The organism is Streptomyces flavotricini (assembly GCF_020639365.1).
GTDB classification, from domain to species: domain Bacteria; phylum Actinomycetota; class Actinomycetes; order Streptomycetales; family Streptomycetaceae; genus Streptomyces; species Streptomyces flavotricini.
On record NZ_JAINUL010000001.1, the window covers coordinates 7,786,227 to 7,801,540 of the forward strand.

A 15,314-nucleotide genomic window follows, 5' to 3' on the forward strand; every position below is an offset into this window, starting at 1 on the left:
CGTGGTGCCCGTGTCCGGGGTCTGCTCGTGCCTGCACGGCGGGGCGAGCGGGACGCCCCTCGATGTGGCCGGCGTCGTACGGCGACTCGCTCATGAACGACGCGGCCGGACTCCCCGGCGGGGATCAGAGCGTGGTGACGAGTCCGCCGTCGATGGTGTGGTCGGAGCCCGTGGTGTTGCCGGCCCGGTCGGACGCCAGCAGCAGGACGAGGTCGGCGACTTCTTCGGGGCGGGTGAACCGCCCGGTGACCGACTGCGCGGCGGCGCCCGCGACGACGTCGTCCGCGCTGCTCCCGGTACCGCCCGCCACGGTGGCGGCCACCCCCTGGTCCCCGAGCCACAGGGCCGTCTCGACCGGGCCGGGGCTGATGGTGTTCACGCGCACTCCGTGCGGGCCGACCTCCTTGGAGAGCGCCTTGCAGAAATTGGTGAGCGCCGCCTTCGCCGCGCTGTAGTCGATCACGCCGGGGTCGGGCAGGAAGGCGTTGACGGAGCCGACGGTGACGATCGACGCCGCGCCCCGCTCGATGAGGTGCGGGAGGGCGGCCCGGGTGGTGCGGACGGCCGTCAGGAAGTTGATGTTCAGGGCCCAGGTCCAGTCCTCGTCGGTCAGCGACAGGAACCCGCCCAGCCGCGGCCGGACCGCCCCGACGTTGTTGACGAGGACGTCCAGCCCGCCGAACGCCGCGACCGCCTCCCGTACCGCGTGCTCCGGTCCGTCCGCGGTGGCCAGGTCGACGGCCACGGACCGGACCCGCCCGCCGGCGGCCAGCTCCGCCAAGGGGCCGTCCACCGTACGGGCCGCGGCGACCACCAGGGCGCCTTCGCCGGCCAGCGCCCGGGTGACCGCCAGGCCGATGCCCTTGCTCGCTCCGGTGACCAGCGCCACCTTGTCCGTGAGATGCAGATCCACGAGGACCGAGTCTGTACGCACATCGGCCCGAGGAGGTCCCGACAGGGCCGACACGGCCGCTCCGTCAGGCAGGTGGCCCCGCATCAGCCCAGGCGGGTCGGGGAGGAGGCCGCCGGGGTGAGCAGGCGGGGGGCGCCCGAGCCGTCCGCCGGGACCGTCCAGAGGTCGGTGGTGTCCGGCGCGCCCTCGGCCGGCAGCGCGTACGCGACCGTGCGGTCGTCGAGCCAGAGCGCCTGGTCGTCCACGCTGCGCTTCTCCGCGAGCGGCTGATCCCGCAGCGTCCGCAGGTCCATCACGTGCTCGCGCCACAGCGACGCCCCGCGCATGACGCGCTTCTTGTAGACGATCCGGGTCTCGTCCGGGGACAGCGACGGGCATTCGACGTTCTGGGCCAGGGTGGTGACGCTGCGCCGCGAGATCGAGCCCTTCACCAGGTAGGTCTGGCCGGCGGTGCCGAGCGTCGCGTAGAAGGTGTCGTCGTCCTTGGAGAAGGTGACGCCCCAGAAGTTGACGTCCCCCGAGGAGTAGGGCCGGCCGTCCAGGACGATGGAGAACTTCTCCAGGTCCGGCTCGACCGCCCACGTACGGGTGTCCACGATCGTCGTACGGGTGGAGAAGAACGCGGCGCCGTAGGACTCGCCGGCGACGAACACCGTCCACGCGGTGAAATGGCCGCTCGGCGCGACCCGGGCGCGCGACGGGGTGCCGGCGAGCGGGAAGCTGTGCAGCGTGCGCAGATCGGAGTCGACGATCACGGCCTTGTTGTCCTGGGCCAGCGCGCCCGGCGAGGAGTTCAGGCACACGCCGGTGCCGGCGGACGCGTGGAAGCGCTGGCAGGTGAGGCCCGAAGCGGTCCGCTCGGCCTGGGGTGTCTGCCCGGGGACCGAGACGAGGGCTCCGCGGTGCGGGCCCTTCGCGCCGTTGAGGAAGGCCAGCCGGTTCGGCTGGCCCAGCAGGACCCGGCCCCGGGCGACCGTCGGGTCCCCCTCGTGCGTCTGCTCGGCGCGGGCGGCGGAGCGCAGTACCAGCGCGGCGGCGAGGCCCCCGAGAAGCAGCACGGCCACCGCGAGTACGAGCAGCCGGCGTGAGCGGGTCATCGGGTTCCTCGGGGGAGTCGGCCGGTCCCGGTGCCGGCGTCGGTGGCGGAGTCCGGGGCGGGTGCCGGCGGCCCCGGACGGAGTACGAAGCCGGCGACGGCCGCGCAGCAGCACAGGCCGGCCGCGGCGGCCAGCGCCGGATCCGCGCCCCACACCGTCCAGGCGGCCCCGAAGGCGAGCGAGCAGCCGAAGCGGGCCAGCGCCTGGCTGGTGCCCACGACGGCGAGACCGGTGGCCCGCAGCTTCGCCGGGACGGTCGCGCCGACGGCGGCGGGCAGCACCCCGTCGGTCGCCGCGTAGAACAGGCCGTGCAGTACGAGGACCAGGTACGGGAGGGCCGACCAGTGCGGGGCCCACAGCAGCAGCCCGTACCCGGCCAGCAGGAGGGCGTGCCCGGCGAGGAAGACGGTACGGCGGCCGATCCGGTCGGCCAGCGCGCCGGCCGGCACGGCCAGCAGCAGGAACACGGCGGCCGTGCCGAGCGGGAGCAGCGGGAACCAATGCTCCGGTAGGCCGGTGCGGTCCTGGAGCAGCAGGTACAGGAAGGCGTCGCTGACGGTGGTGAGGCCGAGCAGGGCCGCGCAGAGCGCGAGGGCGCGCAGCCGGGGCAGGCGCAGCAGGGCCGCCGCCTCGCGGAGGTTCACCCCGGCGGGCTCCGCTCCGGCCGGCTTCGCCGCCCCGGCGGCAGCCGGGCCCGGGCCCGCCCCCGACGGGACGAACAGCATCAGCACCACCACACCGAGCACGGCGACACAGGCGCTGACCCCGAAGACGGCGTCGTACCCGCCCACCGCCATGTTCAGGATGAAGAAGGCGGCGAGGGGGCCGAGCAGTGCGCCGGTGGTGTCCATGGCGCGGTGCACGCCGAACGCGCGGCCCTGTAACTCGGCAGGTGTGGAGAGGGAGATGAGCGCGTCGCGCGGTGCGGTGCGCAGGCCCTTGCCGGTCCGCTCCAGCGCGAGGACCACGCCCACCGGCCCCAGGCTGTGCGCGAGCAGCAGGAGCGGTTTGCACAGGGCGGACAGCCCGTAGCCGATGCCCGCGATCAGCTTGTGGTTGCGGACGCGGTCGGCGAGGTGGCCGCCGGTCAGCTGCACCAGTGCGCTGACCCCGTTGTAGACCCCGTCGAGGGCACCGAAGCCGAGCGGGCTCAGTCCCAGCCCGGCGACCAGGTACAGCGGCAGGACCGCGGTGACCATCTCCGAGGAGACGTCCGTGATCAGGCTGACCGCACCCAGTGCGAGGACGGTCGAGGCGACCGTGCGGGTCCGGACGGGCCCGCCGTCCGGTGCGGTCTTCGCGCCGGCGGGCGCGGAGCGGTCCGCGAGGTACATGCTCTGGAGCTCCCGGTGCCGACGGTCAGGTCACTCGTACGTATGAGTGAAACCCTAGTGCTTGTACGGGCCAACTGGGCGGCGTACGGCCTGATTCGGCCCGACGCCGCTGCTCAGCCCCGTCGGCTGCTCTCGTCGCGCAGCCACGTCGAGAAGTCCCCGGACCGGATGGCCTTGCGGGCCCCCCGCCGGGCGGCGAGGGCGGCCACCACGAACACCACCACGCCCGGAAGCAGGCTCGGCTGGGCCCGCAGCAGGGCGCGCAGATCATCCGTGCCGGTGCGCGCGGACGGCGCGTGCGCCCCCACCGGGCTCCCGGGCGCCTGCGAAGCCTGGAAGCGCTCCAGTTCGGCGGAGGAGGTCGCCGCCCTGACGCGCCGCCTGATCAAGTCCCCCCAGGTGCGCGGTGGATGCACCACGACCCGGGCCGCCTCGACCACGCGCCGCTCCTGCGGCGCGAAGGCGAGGGAGGCCGCCAGGTCGTCGGCCATCAGCGGCGGCAGGGCGGCGATCCGTGCGTGCCCCGGCTCGGTCACCGCGATGACCCCCCGCCCGAACAGCCCCTCGCGGACGGCCGGCAGCCGCTGCCAGACCCGGTAGTACGCGCGGACCGGCCAGGCGCACCCCGACAGGGGGATGTCCCGGCCCGGGGCCGCGGCGAGCAGATCCGGACGGGCCGCGAGGGCGCCGGTCAGCGCCCGCACGTCGGCCGCCCCGACCTCCACGTCGGCGTCCACGTACAGGCGCGGGAAGCCCTGCGCGTGCTCGTCCCCGACCCGGAGCGCCGTGTGTTTGGAAGGAGTCGGTATCTCCACCACCCGTACGCGCGGCCCCCGCGCGCCCGCCACCGCGGCGGTGTCGTCCGTACAGCCGTTGCACACCACGACGATGTCGGGACCGGCCGCCGGGGCGTCGGACAGGAGCGCGTCGAGGAGCCGGCCGATGACCCGGCCCTCGTTGTGGGCCGGGATCACGATGCTGGTCACCCCGGAAGTATGCACGCTCGAACACCCGCGCCGACCGTTTCCTCCAACTCTCCCCGGGGGTACGCCGGGTGGTCTAGATTGAACGCAGCCGACCGGATTCGGCGTGCTTCGGCGACGCGGAAATCCAGTCGGAGCAGGGTAGTTGGGGTAGATACGGGTACGGCGGCTTGGGGGAACAGGCCGCCTGCCCGTGGCCGGACCGGTGCGAGGGGTGCCGGGCGGCCGGGGGGCGGAAGTACGTCGCAACACGTAGGGCATCGGTCGTGGGGGGCCATCACCGTTGGGCAGGTCACGCACGGGGCGCGCATGCGCCCCGGCGCCGGCCGTCGGCGGCACCCCCTTCCTTCGCACGCGTCCCGGCCTTGGGTTGTCGATACGCCCGCGGGCGTGCGCGGAAGGAAAGGTGAACGCTGTGAAGGAATCCGAGAAGGAACCCGAGAAGGACGCTCCGAAGGGTGCGGGACGCGAGGCCGCGCTCACAGGCGCGTGGCCTGCCAAGCCGTTAGGCATCGCCGTCGTCGGAGCGGGCTACTGGGGGCCCAATCTCGTCCGCAACTTCCAGTCCAGTCCGGGGTTCCGGCTCCGCTGGCTCTGCGATCTGAACGTCGACCGCGCGCGGCAGGTGCTCGGCCACTACTCCACGGTCCAGGCGACCTCCGACTACGCGGCCGTCCTGGCGGACCCGGCCGTCGACGCCGTCGCCGTGGCCACCCCGGCCGGCACCCACCTCGACGTCGCGCTGGCCGCGCTGCGCGCCGGCAAGCACGTCCTCGTCGAGAAGCCCCTCGCCGCCACGTACGAGGACGGCCTGAAGCTGGTGACCGAGGCCGAGGAACGCGGCCTCACCCTCATGTGCGACCACACCTACTGCTACACCCCCGCGGTGTCCCGCATCCGCGACATGGTCCGCTCCGGTGATCTCGGCGACATCCAGTTCTTCGACTCCGTCAGGATCAACCTGGGGCTCGTCCAGAAGGACATCGACGTCCTGTGGGACCTGGCCCCCCACGACCTGTCCGTCCTCGACTTCATCCTCCCGGACAACGTCCACCCCGTCGCCGTCGCCGCCCACGGGGCCGACCCGATCGGCGCCGGCCAGTCCTGCGTGGCCTACCTGACGCTCACGCTCAACACCGGTGCCATCGCCCACGTGCACGTCAACTGGCTGTCCCCGGTGAAGGTCCGTACGACGATGGTCGGCGGCTCCAAGCGCACCCTGGTCTGGGACGACCTCAACCCCACGCAGCGCGTCGCGGTCTACGACCGCGGAGTGGACATGACGGCCCCGCAGGAGATCGGTGCGGACGAGCGCCGCGACGTGCTCGTCTCCTACCGGAGCGGCGACATGGTGGCGCCCGCGATCGGTGAGAAGGAGGCCCTGCGCAGCATGGTCGAGGAGTTCGCCGCCGCGATCAGGACGCGCCGGCCGGCGCTGACAGACGGCTGGGCGGGCCTCCAGGTGATCGACATCCTCGAAGCCGCCTCCCGGAGCCTGGAATTCCGCGGCGCCGTCGTCGGACTGCGCACCGGTCGCTGACACCCGGCGCGGGCCCTTCCCGGAACCGCTACCCGCAGCACCTCGCCCGGCGCACACACCGCGCCGGGCGCACCAGCACGAAACACCATGACCGACTCAGTAGGGGCAGGGCGTTGAGCAGCGTACGAGGCAAGAGGATTCTGGTCACCGGCGGGGCGGGCACGATCGGCTCGCACGTCGTCGACCTGCTGGTGGACAACGGGGCGCGCGAGGTCGTCGTCCTCGACAACTTCGTGCGGGGGCGCGCCGCCAACCTGGCGCGCGCACTCAAGAGCGGCGCGGTGGACGTCGTCGACGGCGACATCCGCGACCGGGAGACCGTACGCAAGGCGACCGAGGGGACCGAGCTGGTCTTCCACCTCGCCGCCATCCGGATCACCCAGTGTGCGGAGGAGCCGCGGCTGGCCAACGAGGTGCTGGTCGACGGTACGTTCAACGTGCTGGAGGCGGCGGTGGCCGCAGGGGTGGGCAAGGTGATCGCCTCGTCCTCCGCCTCGGTCTACGGGCTCGCGGAGACCTTTCCGACCACCGAGCGCCACCACCCGTACAACAACGACACCTTCTACGGGGCCGCGAAGGCCTTCAACGAAGGGATGCTGCGCAGCTTCCACGCCATGTACGGGCTGGACTACGTCGCGCTGCGCTACTTCAACGTCTACGGACCCCGGATGGACATCCACGGTCTGTACACCGAGGTGCTGATCCGCTGGATGGAGCGGATCACCGCGGGCGAGCCGCCGCTGATCCTCGGCGACGGCACCCAGACCATGGACTTCGCCGACGTGCGCGACATCGCGCGGGCCAACCTCCTCGCCGCCGAATCCGACCTGACCGACGAGGTGTTCAACGTCGCGAGCGGTACCGAGACCAGCCTGCGCGACCTGGCCGTCGGACTGCTGGAGGCCATGGGCGCGCAGGGGATGGTGCCGGAGCACGGACCGGCCCGCGCCGTGAACGGGGTCACCCGGCGTCTCGCGGACACCTCGCAGGCCTCGGGGCGGCTCGGCTTCACCGCCGGGATCGACATGCGCCGCGGGCTGCGGGACCTGGTGGAGTGGTGGCGGGCCGAACGCGCCGACGCCGCCGCCGACGCGGCCGAGCAGGCTGCGGCCGGGGAGCCCGGCCGATGAGCGCCGGGACCGCGCCCGCCCCGGGCGCCGCCCCCGCCCGCATCCCCGTCATGATCCCCTGGCTCGGCGAGGAGGAGGCGCAGGCCGCCGCCGAGGCGGTGCTCTCCGGCTGGGTCGCCCAGGGCCCCCGGGTCGCCGCCTTCGAGCGGGCCTTCGCCGAGCGGGTGGGCGCCGAGCACGGCATCGCCGTGAGCTCGTGCACCACCGCCCTGCACCTGGCGCTGATCGCGCTGGAGCTCGGCCCCGGCGACGAGGTGATCGTGCCCTCGCTGTCCTTCATCGCCACCGCCAACGCGGTGCGCTACGTCGGCGCGCACCCGGTCTTCGCCGACGTCGAGGAGGCCACCGGGAACCTGACCCCCGAGACCGTGGACGCCGTGCGCACCCCGCGTACGAAGGCGGTCCTGGCCGTCCACCAGGGCGGGGTGCCCGCCGACGTGCACGCCCTGCGCGCGGCCTGCGCCGACTGGGGCGTCCCGCTGGTGGAGGACGCGGCCTGCGGGATCGGCGCGACCGTCGGCGGCAAGTCGGTCGGCCACGGCGCCCTGCTCGCCGCCTGGTCCTTCCACCCCCGCAAGGTGATCACCACCGGCGAGGGCGGCATGGTCACCACGGACGACGCCGAGTGGGCCGAGCGCCTGCGCCGGCTGCGCGAGCACGGCATGAACGTGTCCGCCGCGCAGCGGCACGCGAGCAGCAAGCCGGTCGCCGAGGCCTATCTGGAGGTCGGCTACAACTACCGGATGACCGACATCCAGGCCGCGGTCGGCCTGGTGCAGCTCGGCAAGCTGGACGAGATCGTGTCCCGCCGCCGCGAACTGGCGGCCAGGTACGCGCAGTTGCTCGCCGGCATCCCGGGCCTGCGCCCGGTCCGCGACCCCGGTCACGGCGAGGGCAACTTCCAGTCGTACTGGGTCCTGCTGACCGAGGAGTTCCCGGTCGGCCGGGACGAGCTGCTCGCCGTGCTGGCCGGGGCCGGGATCTCGGCCCGGCGCGGGATCATGGCCTCGCACCTGGAACCGGCCTACGCCGGGCACGGGGCGGCGGCGCTGCCGGTGACCGAGCGCCTCAGCCGCGACTCGCTGATCCTGCCGCTGTTCCACACCATGACGCGGGACCAGCAGGACCGGGTGGTCGCGGTGGTGCGCGGACGGGCGGGCGGATGACCGGCCCGGCCGCTCCCGCCGAACGGGTCACCCGGGACCTCCTGATCGTCGGCGCGGGCGGATTCGCCCGCGAGACCGCCCAGGCCGTACGGGACGCGGCCGCCGCCGACCGGGAGCACGGACGTGCTCCGCGCTGGCGGCTCTCCGGGCACCTCGACGACGACCCGGGCCTGCACGGCCGAGAGGTCGACGGGGTGCCGGTGCTGGGCGGCGGCGAGCTGGTGCACCTGCGCCCGGAGGCCCGGGTCGTGGTCTGCGTCGGCAGCCCGCGCGACTACGCGGTACGGGCCCGCATCGTGCGGCGCCTGGCCCTGCCCGAGAGCCGGTACGCGACCGTGGTCCACCCCACGGCCGCGGTGTCGGCCTCCTCGGTGCTCGGCCCGGGCTCGGTACTGCTCGCGCACTGCGTGCTGACCGCGGCCGTACGGGTGGGGGCCCACGTGGCGGTGATGCCGCACACGGTCCTCACGCACGACGACACGGTCGGGGACTTCGCGACCCTCGCCTCGGGCGTCCGCCTCGGCGGCGGGGTCCGGCTGGGGCGCGGGGCGTACGTGGGCGCGGGCGCCCTCGTACGGGAGAACACCACGGTCGGCGCCTGGTCGCTGACCGGCATGGGAAGCACGGTCCTGGCCGACGTGCCGCCCGGCGAGGTGTGGGCCGGAAGCCCCGCCCGCCGGCTGCGCGCCGCGGGGGGCCCGGCGCTCGACGAGCTGCGGGCCGACGGCGAGGAGACCGGCCGGGGGCCGGGGACACGGACGGGGTCCGGGACCGGCATGGGTCCCGAGACGGCCATGAGCACGGAAACACGGATGGGGAGCACAGTCGGATGAACCAGATACCGCTCGTGGACCTGAAGGCGGCGCACGCCGAGGTCGCGCAGGAATTACGCGCGGGCTTCGACCGGGTGCTGGCCGACACCGCCTTCATCGGCGGTGAGGAGGTCCGCGCCTTCGAGCGCGAGTACGCCGCCTTCGCCGGTGTCGGCCACTGCGTCGGCGTGGCCAACGGCACGGACGCCCTCGAACTCGCCCTGCGCGCCAGCGGGGTGGGTGTCGGTGACGAGGTGGTGCTGCCCGCCAACACGTTCATCGCCACCGCCGGGGCGGTCGCCCGGATCGGCGCCCGGCCGGTCCTGGTCGACTGCCTCCCCGACACCCTGCTGATGGACCCGCAGGCCGCGCTGGACGCGGTCGGCACGGCCACGCGCGCCGTGGTCCCGGTCCACCTGTACGGGCAGTGCGCCCCCGCGGCGGAGCTGGCCGCGCAACTCCCCTCGTACGCCACGGTCGTCGAGGACGCCGCGCAGAGCCAGGGGGCGAGCCGCGAGGGCCGAACCCCCGGCAGCGGCGCGATCGCCGCCACCAGCTTCTACCCGGGCAAGAACCTGGGCGCCTACGGGGACGCGGGCGCGGTGGTGACCGACGACGAGGAGCGGGCCGACCTCGTACGCGCCCTGGCCAACCACGGCGGCATCGCCAAGTACCGGCACGACGTGGCCGGGTTCAACAGCCGGCTGGACGGCCTCCAGGCCGTGGTGCTGCGGGCCAAGCTGGCCCGCCTCGCCGACGGCAACGCGGCCCGCCGCGCCGCCGCCGCCCGCTACGACGGGCTGCTGGCCGATCTGGCGGCCGCCGGACGGGTGACCCTGCCGGTCACGGCGGAGGGCAACGTCCACGTATGGCACCTGTACGTCGTCCGGGTCAGCGGCGCCGACCGCGACGCCGTCGTCGGCAAGCTCAACGCGGAGGGCATCGGCGCGGGCGTGCACTACCCGGCCCCGGTCCACCTCACCCCCGCCTTCGCCCATCTCGGCCACGGCCGCGGGGACTTCCCGCAGGCCGAGCAGGCCGCGGACCGGATGCTCTCGCTCCCGCTCTTCCCGCAGATCACCGCCGCCCAACAGCAGCGGGTCGTGGACGCGCTCACCGACGCGCTGCGCTGACGCCCAGCACCGCGCTGACGCACAAAAAAGAGGTACAGATGAACAGACGGACAAGGTTGCTCCGGTACGGCCTCTTCACCGTGGTCGCCGCCCTGATGGCCACGGTCTTACCTCCGTCCTCCGTGGCGGGTGCGGCGGACCCCTGCGGTCCCGGCACGAACGCGATCGTGTGCGAGAACTCCAAACCGGGCACGCCGATGTCCGATTGGTTCTCGCCCAGCGCCTACGGAGACATCAAGGGCTTCAGCGCCCAGATGAGCGTCCAGGCGGGCGAGACGGTGCAGTTCAAGGTGCAGTCGTCGACCCCGTACCGGGTGTCGGTCTACCGGCTGGGCCATTACGGGGGTGACGGGGCCCGCCTGATGTCGACCGCGGCGCAGGCGGCCCAGACCTACCCGGCGAACTTCGCGCCCGGCGGGAATCCGCGCAGCTGCACCACCAAGGCCGCCACCGGCCTGGTGGACTGCGGCAACTGGCCCGTCACCGCGACGTGGACCGTGCCGGCCGACGCCGTGTCCGGTCTGTACATCGCCAACCTCGACCAGGCGGACGGCAACGGGGTGATGCCGTACCCGTTCGTCGTCCGCAACGACGCCAGCCACTCCGACGTCGTCGTGCAGACCAGCGACCAGACCTGGCAGGCGTACAACAACTACGGCGGCCAGGACCTGTACGACGGCGGGGGCCCCGCGCCCGACGGCCGCGCGTACGAGGTCAGCTACAACCGGCCGATGGACATCGGCGGGGAGAACGGGATCTACGGGTCCGAGTACCAGATGATCTCGTGGCTGGAGCGCAACGGGTACGACGTGAGCTACATGTCCGGCATCGACATGTCGACACGTGGTGCGACCCAGCTCAAGAACCACAAGGTCTTCATGTCCTCGGGCCACGACGAGTACTGGACCCAGGACCAGTTCACCAACGCGCTGAACGCGCGCCGTGCCGGGCTCCACCAGACGTACTTCAGCGGCAACGAGGTCTTCTGGAAGACCCGGCTCGCGCCCAGCATCGACGGCGCGGCCACGGCCAACCGGACGCTGGTCTGCTACAAGGAGACCAAGCTCTCCTTCCCCCAGCCCAACGGCATCCCGGACCCGAGCGGGATCTGGACGGGCACCTTCATGGACCCGGCCAGCTCCACGAACGGACGGCCGTACCAGCCGCAGAACCAGCTGACCGGCTCGCTGTTCAGCGTGAACGGCTACCGCAGCGACGCGATCACCGTGCCCGGCGCGTTCGCCAAGATGCGCCTGTGGCGGAACACCACCGTCGCGAACCTGACCCCCTCCCAGACCGCCACCTTCCCGACCGGCACGCTCGGATACGAGTGGGACAGCGACGTGGAGGACGCGGCCCGGCCGCCCGGGCAGATCGCGATGTCCTCCACCACGGTCGACGTCAACGACGGCAAGCTCCGGCTCGACTACGGCAACACCTACGGGAACGGCACCGCGACGCACAGCCTGGTCGCCTTCCGCGACCCGACCTCCCAGGCCCTGGTCTTCGGCGCGGGTACCGTGCAGTGGTCCTGGGGCCTGACCAACATGCCGACGGGCAACCCCGACGACACGGTGGTCACCGAGGACAAGCGGATGCAGCAGGCCACGGTGAACGTGTTCGCCGACATGGGCGTCCAGCCCAAGTCCCTGCAGACCAACCTGGTCGCGGCGACCGCCTCCACCGACACCACGGGACCGGCCATCACGGTGACCAGCCCGGCGGCCGGCGCCACGGTGCCCGCACTGCGCCCGGTGACCATCACCGGCACCGCGACCGACAGCGGCGGCGGCGTGGTGGCCCGCGTGGAGGTCTCCACCGACGGCGGCACCACCTGGAAGGCGGCCACCGGCGTCGGGTCCTGGACCTACAAGTGGACCCCGACCGCCCCCGGATCCGTCCAGATCAAGGTCCGTGCGGTGGACGACAGCGTCAACATCGGCGCCACCACCACCGTGCCGCTGACCGTGGGACCCCAACAGTGCCCCTGCACCGTCTGGCCAGCCGCAGCCGTACCGGGCACCGTCAACGCCGGTGACGGCAGCGCCGTCGAACTCGGCGTGAAGATCCGCTCCTCGGCGCCCGGCTCGATCACGGGCGTCCGCTTCTACAAGTCCCCGGCCAACACCGGAACCCACACCGGCAGCCTGTGGAGCAGCTCGGGCCAGCGCCTGGCCACCGGCACCTTCACCAACGAGACCGCGTCCGGCTGGCAGCAGCTGAACTTCGCCTCGCCGGTCCCGATCAAGGCCAACACCACCTACATCGCCTCGTACTTCGCTCCCAACGGCGGGTACTCCTTCGACAACACCTTCGCCTCCGCCGACGCCGGCCTCGCCCCGCTGACCGCGCTGCGCAGCGGCACCGACGGGGGCAACGGCGTGTACCGGTACAGCGGCACCGGCGGGTTCCCGTCCACGGCCGCCTCCGGCAGCAACTACTGGGTCGACGCGGTCCTGGACACCTCCACCGCCAGCACCGTCCCGCCCGCCGTCACCTCGATCACCCCGCAGTCCGCGGCGACCGGCGCCGCGATCACCGCCGCGGTCAAGGCCACCTTCAGCGAGGGCATCGACGCCGACACCCTCGCCTTCACCCTGAAGGACCCGGGCGGCGCCACCGTCCCGGGCAGCAAGGTCCTCACCGCCTCCAACAGCGCCACCTTCACCCCGTCCACCGAGCTGGTGCTGAACACCACGTACACGGCCTCGGTGCAGGCGGCCGACCTGTGGGGCAACACCATGGCCGCGCCGGTCACCTGGACCTTCACCACCAGCGCGAGCCCGCCCACGGTGAACTGCCCCTGCACCCTGTGGACATCCACCACCGAGCCGAGCACCGCCAACGTCGGCGACGACACCAACTCCGTCGAGCTGGGCACCCGCTTCCAGTCCGCCGTCAGCGGCTACGTCACCGGCATCACCTTCTACAAGGGCCCCGGGAACACCGGCACGCACACCGGCAGCCTGTGGTCGGCCACCGGCGCCCTCCTCGCCACCGGCACCTTCGGCAGCGAGACCCTGTCCGGCTGGCAGCAGCTCCACTTCGCCACCCCGGTACCCATCACCGCGGGCACCAGCTACGTGGCCTCCTACCACGCGCCGAACGGCAAGTACTCCGTGGACGGCGGCTACTTCACCGCCGCGCACCGCTCCTACCCGCTGGTCGCCCCGGCCGACGGCAGCGGCGGGGCCAACGGGCTCTACAAGTACGGAGCTTCCACGGCCTTCCCCACCAACACTTTCGGCTCCGTGAACTACTGGGTCGGCCCGGTCTTCACCACCACGGCTCCGAGCGGCCTCGCGGCGGAGGGCTCGACGGAGGTGAGCGGCCAGTGAGCACCGTCAGCGTGGTGATCCCCTGCTACAAGTACGGCCACTTCCTGGCCGACTGCGTCAAGAGCGTCCTGGACGAACAGCCGGGCGTCGACGTACGGGTGCTGATCATCGACGACGCCTCGCCCGACGACTCCGCGGACGTCGCGCGGGCACTGGCGGCCGCCGACCCGCGCATCGAGGTCCGCGTCCACGAGGAGAACCAGGGCCACATCGCCACCTACAACGAGGGCCTGCTGGAGTGGGCCGACGGGGACTACGTGGCCCTGCTGTCGGCCGACGACCGGCTGGTCCCCGGAGCCCTGGTGCGCGCGGCGGCCCTGCTCGACGCCCACCCCGAGGCCGGATTCGCCTACGGCCGGCCGCTCCGGTTCCGGCACGGAGGGCCGCTGCCCGCGGCCCGCACCCGGAGCACCGGCTCGGTGGTCTACCCCGGACGGTGGTGGCTGGAGCGGCGGTTCCGGGAGGGCACCGGGTGCATCACCTCGCCCGAGGTGGTCGTCCGCACCAGCCTCCAGCGCAAGGTCGGCGGCTACGACCCGCAGCTCCCGCACGCAGGTGACATCGAGATGTGGATGCGGCTCGCGGCCCATGCGGACGTGGGCTACGTGCGCGGGGCCGACCAGGCCTTCTACCGCGTCCACGGCGACAACATGTCCACCACCGACTTCGGCGGGCAGCTCGACGACCTGCGCCAGCGCCTCGTCGCCTTCGACTCGGTCCTGGACAAGTGCGCCGGCCTGCTCCCCGAGGCCGGCCGGCTGTCGGACCTGGCGCGGACCCGGCTCGCCCGGTACGCGCTGAGGCGCGCCTACCGCGCGTACGACCGCGGGCGCACCGGGGTCGTACCGGTCGAGGAGCTCGAGGCGTTCGCCGCCGAATGCCTGCCGCAGTACACCGGACTCCCCGAGTACCGGGCGCTGCGCAGGCGGCGGCGGATCGGGGCCCGCGCGATGCCGTACCTGCAGCCGCTGGTGCTCTCGGCGGTCGCCGACCGGGGGCGCGAGTGGCTCTGGTGGCAGTCCTGGAAACGCCGAGGGATTTGATGAACCAGCAGCACCACACGCACGAGCAGCACCACAGGAACGACGGCCCCCGTAGCGGGGGCCGGGCGGCCCGGCGGCCCGCTACCTCAGCGGGCCCCCGCGGCCACGGGGACCCGGCTCTCCGCCTCGTCCCCGTTCACCGGACCGGCGTCGGCGCTCTCGCGCCGGCGCCGGTTCCGGCGCGTCACGAGCTGATCGGTCCACAGCGCGGCGGCCACCCCGCAGACCCCGGCCAGCAGCGCCGCCCCGGCCAGTCCGCGGCTCTTGGTCCCCGTCTGCGCCACGGCCGTCGGCGGCACGAGGAGGGTGACGCTCATCCGCGCCTTCTCCGGGATCTGCTGCTCGGCCTGCATGGCCGTGATGCGCTTCGTGTACGCCTCGACGACCTTGAGCACGGCCAGATTCGCGGCGGCGGGATCCGCGTGCTCCGCCTGCACCTGGAGCGAGGGGATCAGATAGCGAGGGGTGACGCTGGTGCCGCTGTTGCGCGGCATCAGCCGGTACGTGCCGGACACCCCCGCGGCCCGCAACTCCGCCGCACCGGCGGGGGACGCGATGTGCTGCACCGCCGCGTACGACACGGCGGCCAGCGGGGGCTGGAGATTGGCGAGCTGATTGGGCTGGCTGCCGGTCACCGGCGGCTTGAGCACGACGATCGCCGAGCTCACGTAGGTCTGGGCGGGGCGGAGCACCTGCAGGGCCCCGGCGGCCGCGAGCGCCGCCACCAGGACCAGGACGTACCAGCGGCGGCGAAGCGTGCGGAACAACTCACCAGGCGACACAGGATTCCTTCCGTCGCGTTCGATCTTCCCAGGACGCCGGTCC

At 73.1% G+C, this 15,314-nt stretch carries 12 protein-coding genes; 7 read left to right on the forward strand and 5 right to left on the reverse strand.

Features of this window, described 5'->3' with window-relative positions; translation table 11 throughout:
- Positions 1-124: 124 nt before the first annotated feature.
- The 4 genes from K7B10_RS35610 to K7B10_RS35625 form a co-directional block, all read right to left on the reverse strand.
- Positions 125-913, reverse strand: coding sequence for an SDR family NAD(P)-dependent oxidoreductase (locus tag K7B10_RS35610; protein ID WP_229343078.1), 789 nt, complete (start codon positions 911-913; stop codon positions 125-127).
- Positions 914-996: 83 nt separating this feature from the next.
- Positions 997-2,010 carry a TolB-like translocation protein gene (locus K7B10_RS35615; RefSeq protein WP_229343080.1) on the reverse strand — a complete coding sequence of 338 codons (1,014 nt, stop codon included), beginning with the start codon at positions 2,008-2,010 and terminating at the stop codon, positions 997-999.
- A complete protein-coding gene (locus K7B10_RS35620; RefSeq protein ID WP_229343082.1) occupies positions 2,007-3,344 on the reverse strand; it encodes an MFS transporter in 1,338 nt (445 codons plus the stop codon). Before K7B10_RS35620 ends, K7B10_RS35615 begins: the two co-directional genes overlap by 4 nt.
- Before the next feature lie 113 nt (positions 3,345-3,457).
- Entirely contained in the window at positions 3,458-4,330 is an 873-nt protein-coding gene (locus K7B10_RS35625) for a glycosyltransferase family 2 protein (protein WP_229343084.1), read from the reverse strand.
- Between the two features lie 412 nt (positions 4,331-4,742).
- Between K7B10_RS35625 and K7B10_RS35630 the strand changes: the two genes are divergently transcribed.
- From K7B10_RS35630 to K7B10_RS35660, 7 genes are all read left to right on the forward strand, one after another.
- The gene (locus K7B10_RS35630; protein WP_229343086.1) at positions 4,743-5,867 is read left to right on the forward strand and encodes a Gfo/Idh/MocA family protein; all 1,125 of its coding nucleotides are present in this window, start codon (positions 4,743-4,745) and stop codon (positions 5,865-5,867) included.
- Positions 5,868-5,980: 113 nt separating this feature from the next.
- Positions 5,981-6,997: an SDR family NAD(P)-dependent oxidoreductase gene (locus tag K7B10_RS35635; protein ID WP_229343087.1), complete on the forward strand. Its 1,017-nt coding sequence runs from the start codon at positions 5,981-5,983 to the stop codon at positions 6,995-6,997.
- Complete coding sequence (locus K7B10_RS35640) at positions 6,994-8,163, forward strand: DegT/DnrJ/EryC1/StrS family aminotransferase (RefSeq protein ID WP_229343089.1); 1,170 nt, start codon at positions 6,994-6,996, stop codon at positions 8,161-8,163. Before K7B10_RS35635 ends, K7B10_RS35640 begins: the two co-directional genes overlap by 4 nt.
- Positions 8,160-8,996 carry a NeuD/PglB/VioB family sugar acetyltransferase gene (locus K7B10_RS35645; RefSeq protein ID WP_229343091.1) on the forward strand — a complete coding sequence of 279 codons (837 nt, stop codon included), beginning with the start codon at positions 8,160-8,162 and terminating at the stop codon, positions 8,994-8,996. Before K7B10_RS35640 ends, K7B10_RS35645 begins: the two co-directional genes overlap by 4 nt.
- A complete protein-coding gene (locus tag K7B10_RS35650) occupies positions 8,993-10,108 on the forward strand; it encodes a DegT/DnrJ/EryC1/StrS family aminotransferase (protein ID WP_229343093.1) in 1,116 nt (371 codons plus the stop codon). The genes K7B10_RS35645 and K7B10_RS35650 overlap by 4 nt, the downstream gene beginning before the upstream one ends.
- 38 nt (positions 10,109-10,146) lie before the next feature.
- Positions 10,147-13,446 carry a DUF4082 domain-containing protein gene (locus K7B10_RS35655; protein WP_229343095.1) on the forward strand — a complete coding sequence of 1,100 codons (3,300 nt, stop codon included), beginning with the start codon at positions 10,147-10,149 and terminating at the stop codon, positions 13,444-13,446.
- Positions 13,443-14,489, forward strand: a complete 1,047-nt coding sequence (locus K7B10_RS35660; RefSeq protein WP_229343097.1) for a glycosyltransferase — start codon at positions 13,443-13,445, stop codon at positions 14,487-14,489. Before K7B10_RS35655 ends, K7B10_RS35660 begins: the two co-directional genes overlap by 4 nt.
- Positions 14,490-14,575: 86 nt before the next feature.
- On the opposite strand, the gene K7B10_RS35665 is transcribed toward K7B10_RS35660, so the two are convergent.
- Entirely contained in the window at positions 14,576-15,256 is a 681-nt protein-coding gene (locus tag K7B10_RS35665) for a hypothetical protein (protein ID WP_229343098.1), read from the reverse strand.
- Positions 15,257-15,314 lie beyond the last annotated feature (58 nt).

What these genes read in the sequence shown, in the direction of transcription:
- K7B10_RS35615 (WP_229343080.1), bottom strand. Translation starts at nt 2,010, where the DNA reads ATGACCCGCTCACGCCGGCTGCTCGTACTCGCGGTGGCCGTGCTGCTT.
- K7B10_RS35620 (WP_229343082.1), bottom strand. Translation starts at nt 3,344, where the DNA reads ATGTACCTCGCGGACCGCTCCGCGCCCGCCGGCGCGAAGACCGCACCG.
- K7B10_RS35640 (WP_229343089.1), top strand. Translation starts at nt 6,994, where the DNA reads ATGAGCGCCGGGACCGCGCCCGCCCCGGGCGCCGCCCCCGCCCGCATC.
- K7B10_RS35645 (WP_229343091.1), top strand. Translation starts at nt 8,160, where the DNA reads ATGACCGGCCCGGCCGCTCCCGCCGAACGGGTCACCCGGGACCTCCTG.
- K7B10_RS35650 (WP_229343093.1), top strand. Translation starts at nt 8,993, where the DNA reads ATGAACCAGATACCGCTCGTGGACCTGAAGGCGGCGCACGCCGAGGTC.
- K7B10_RS35655 (WP_229343095.1), top strand. Translation starts at nt 10,147, where the DNA reads ATGAACAGACGGACAAGGTTGCTCCGGTACGGCCTCTTCACCGTGGTC.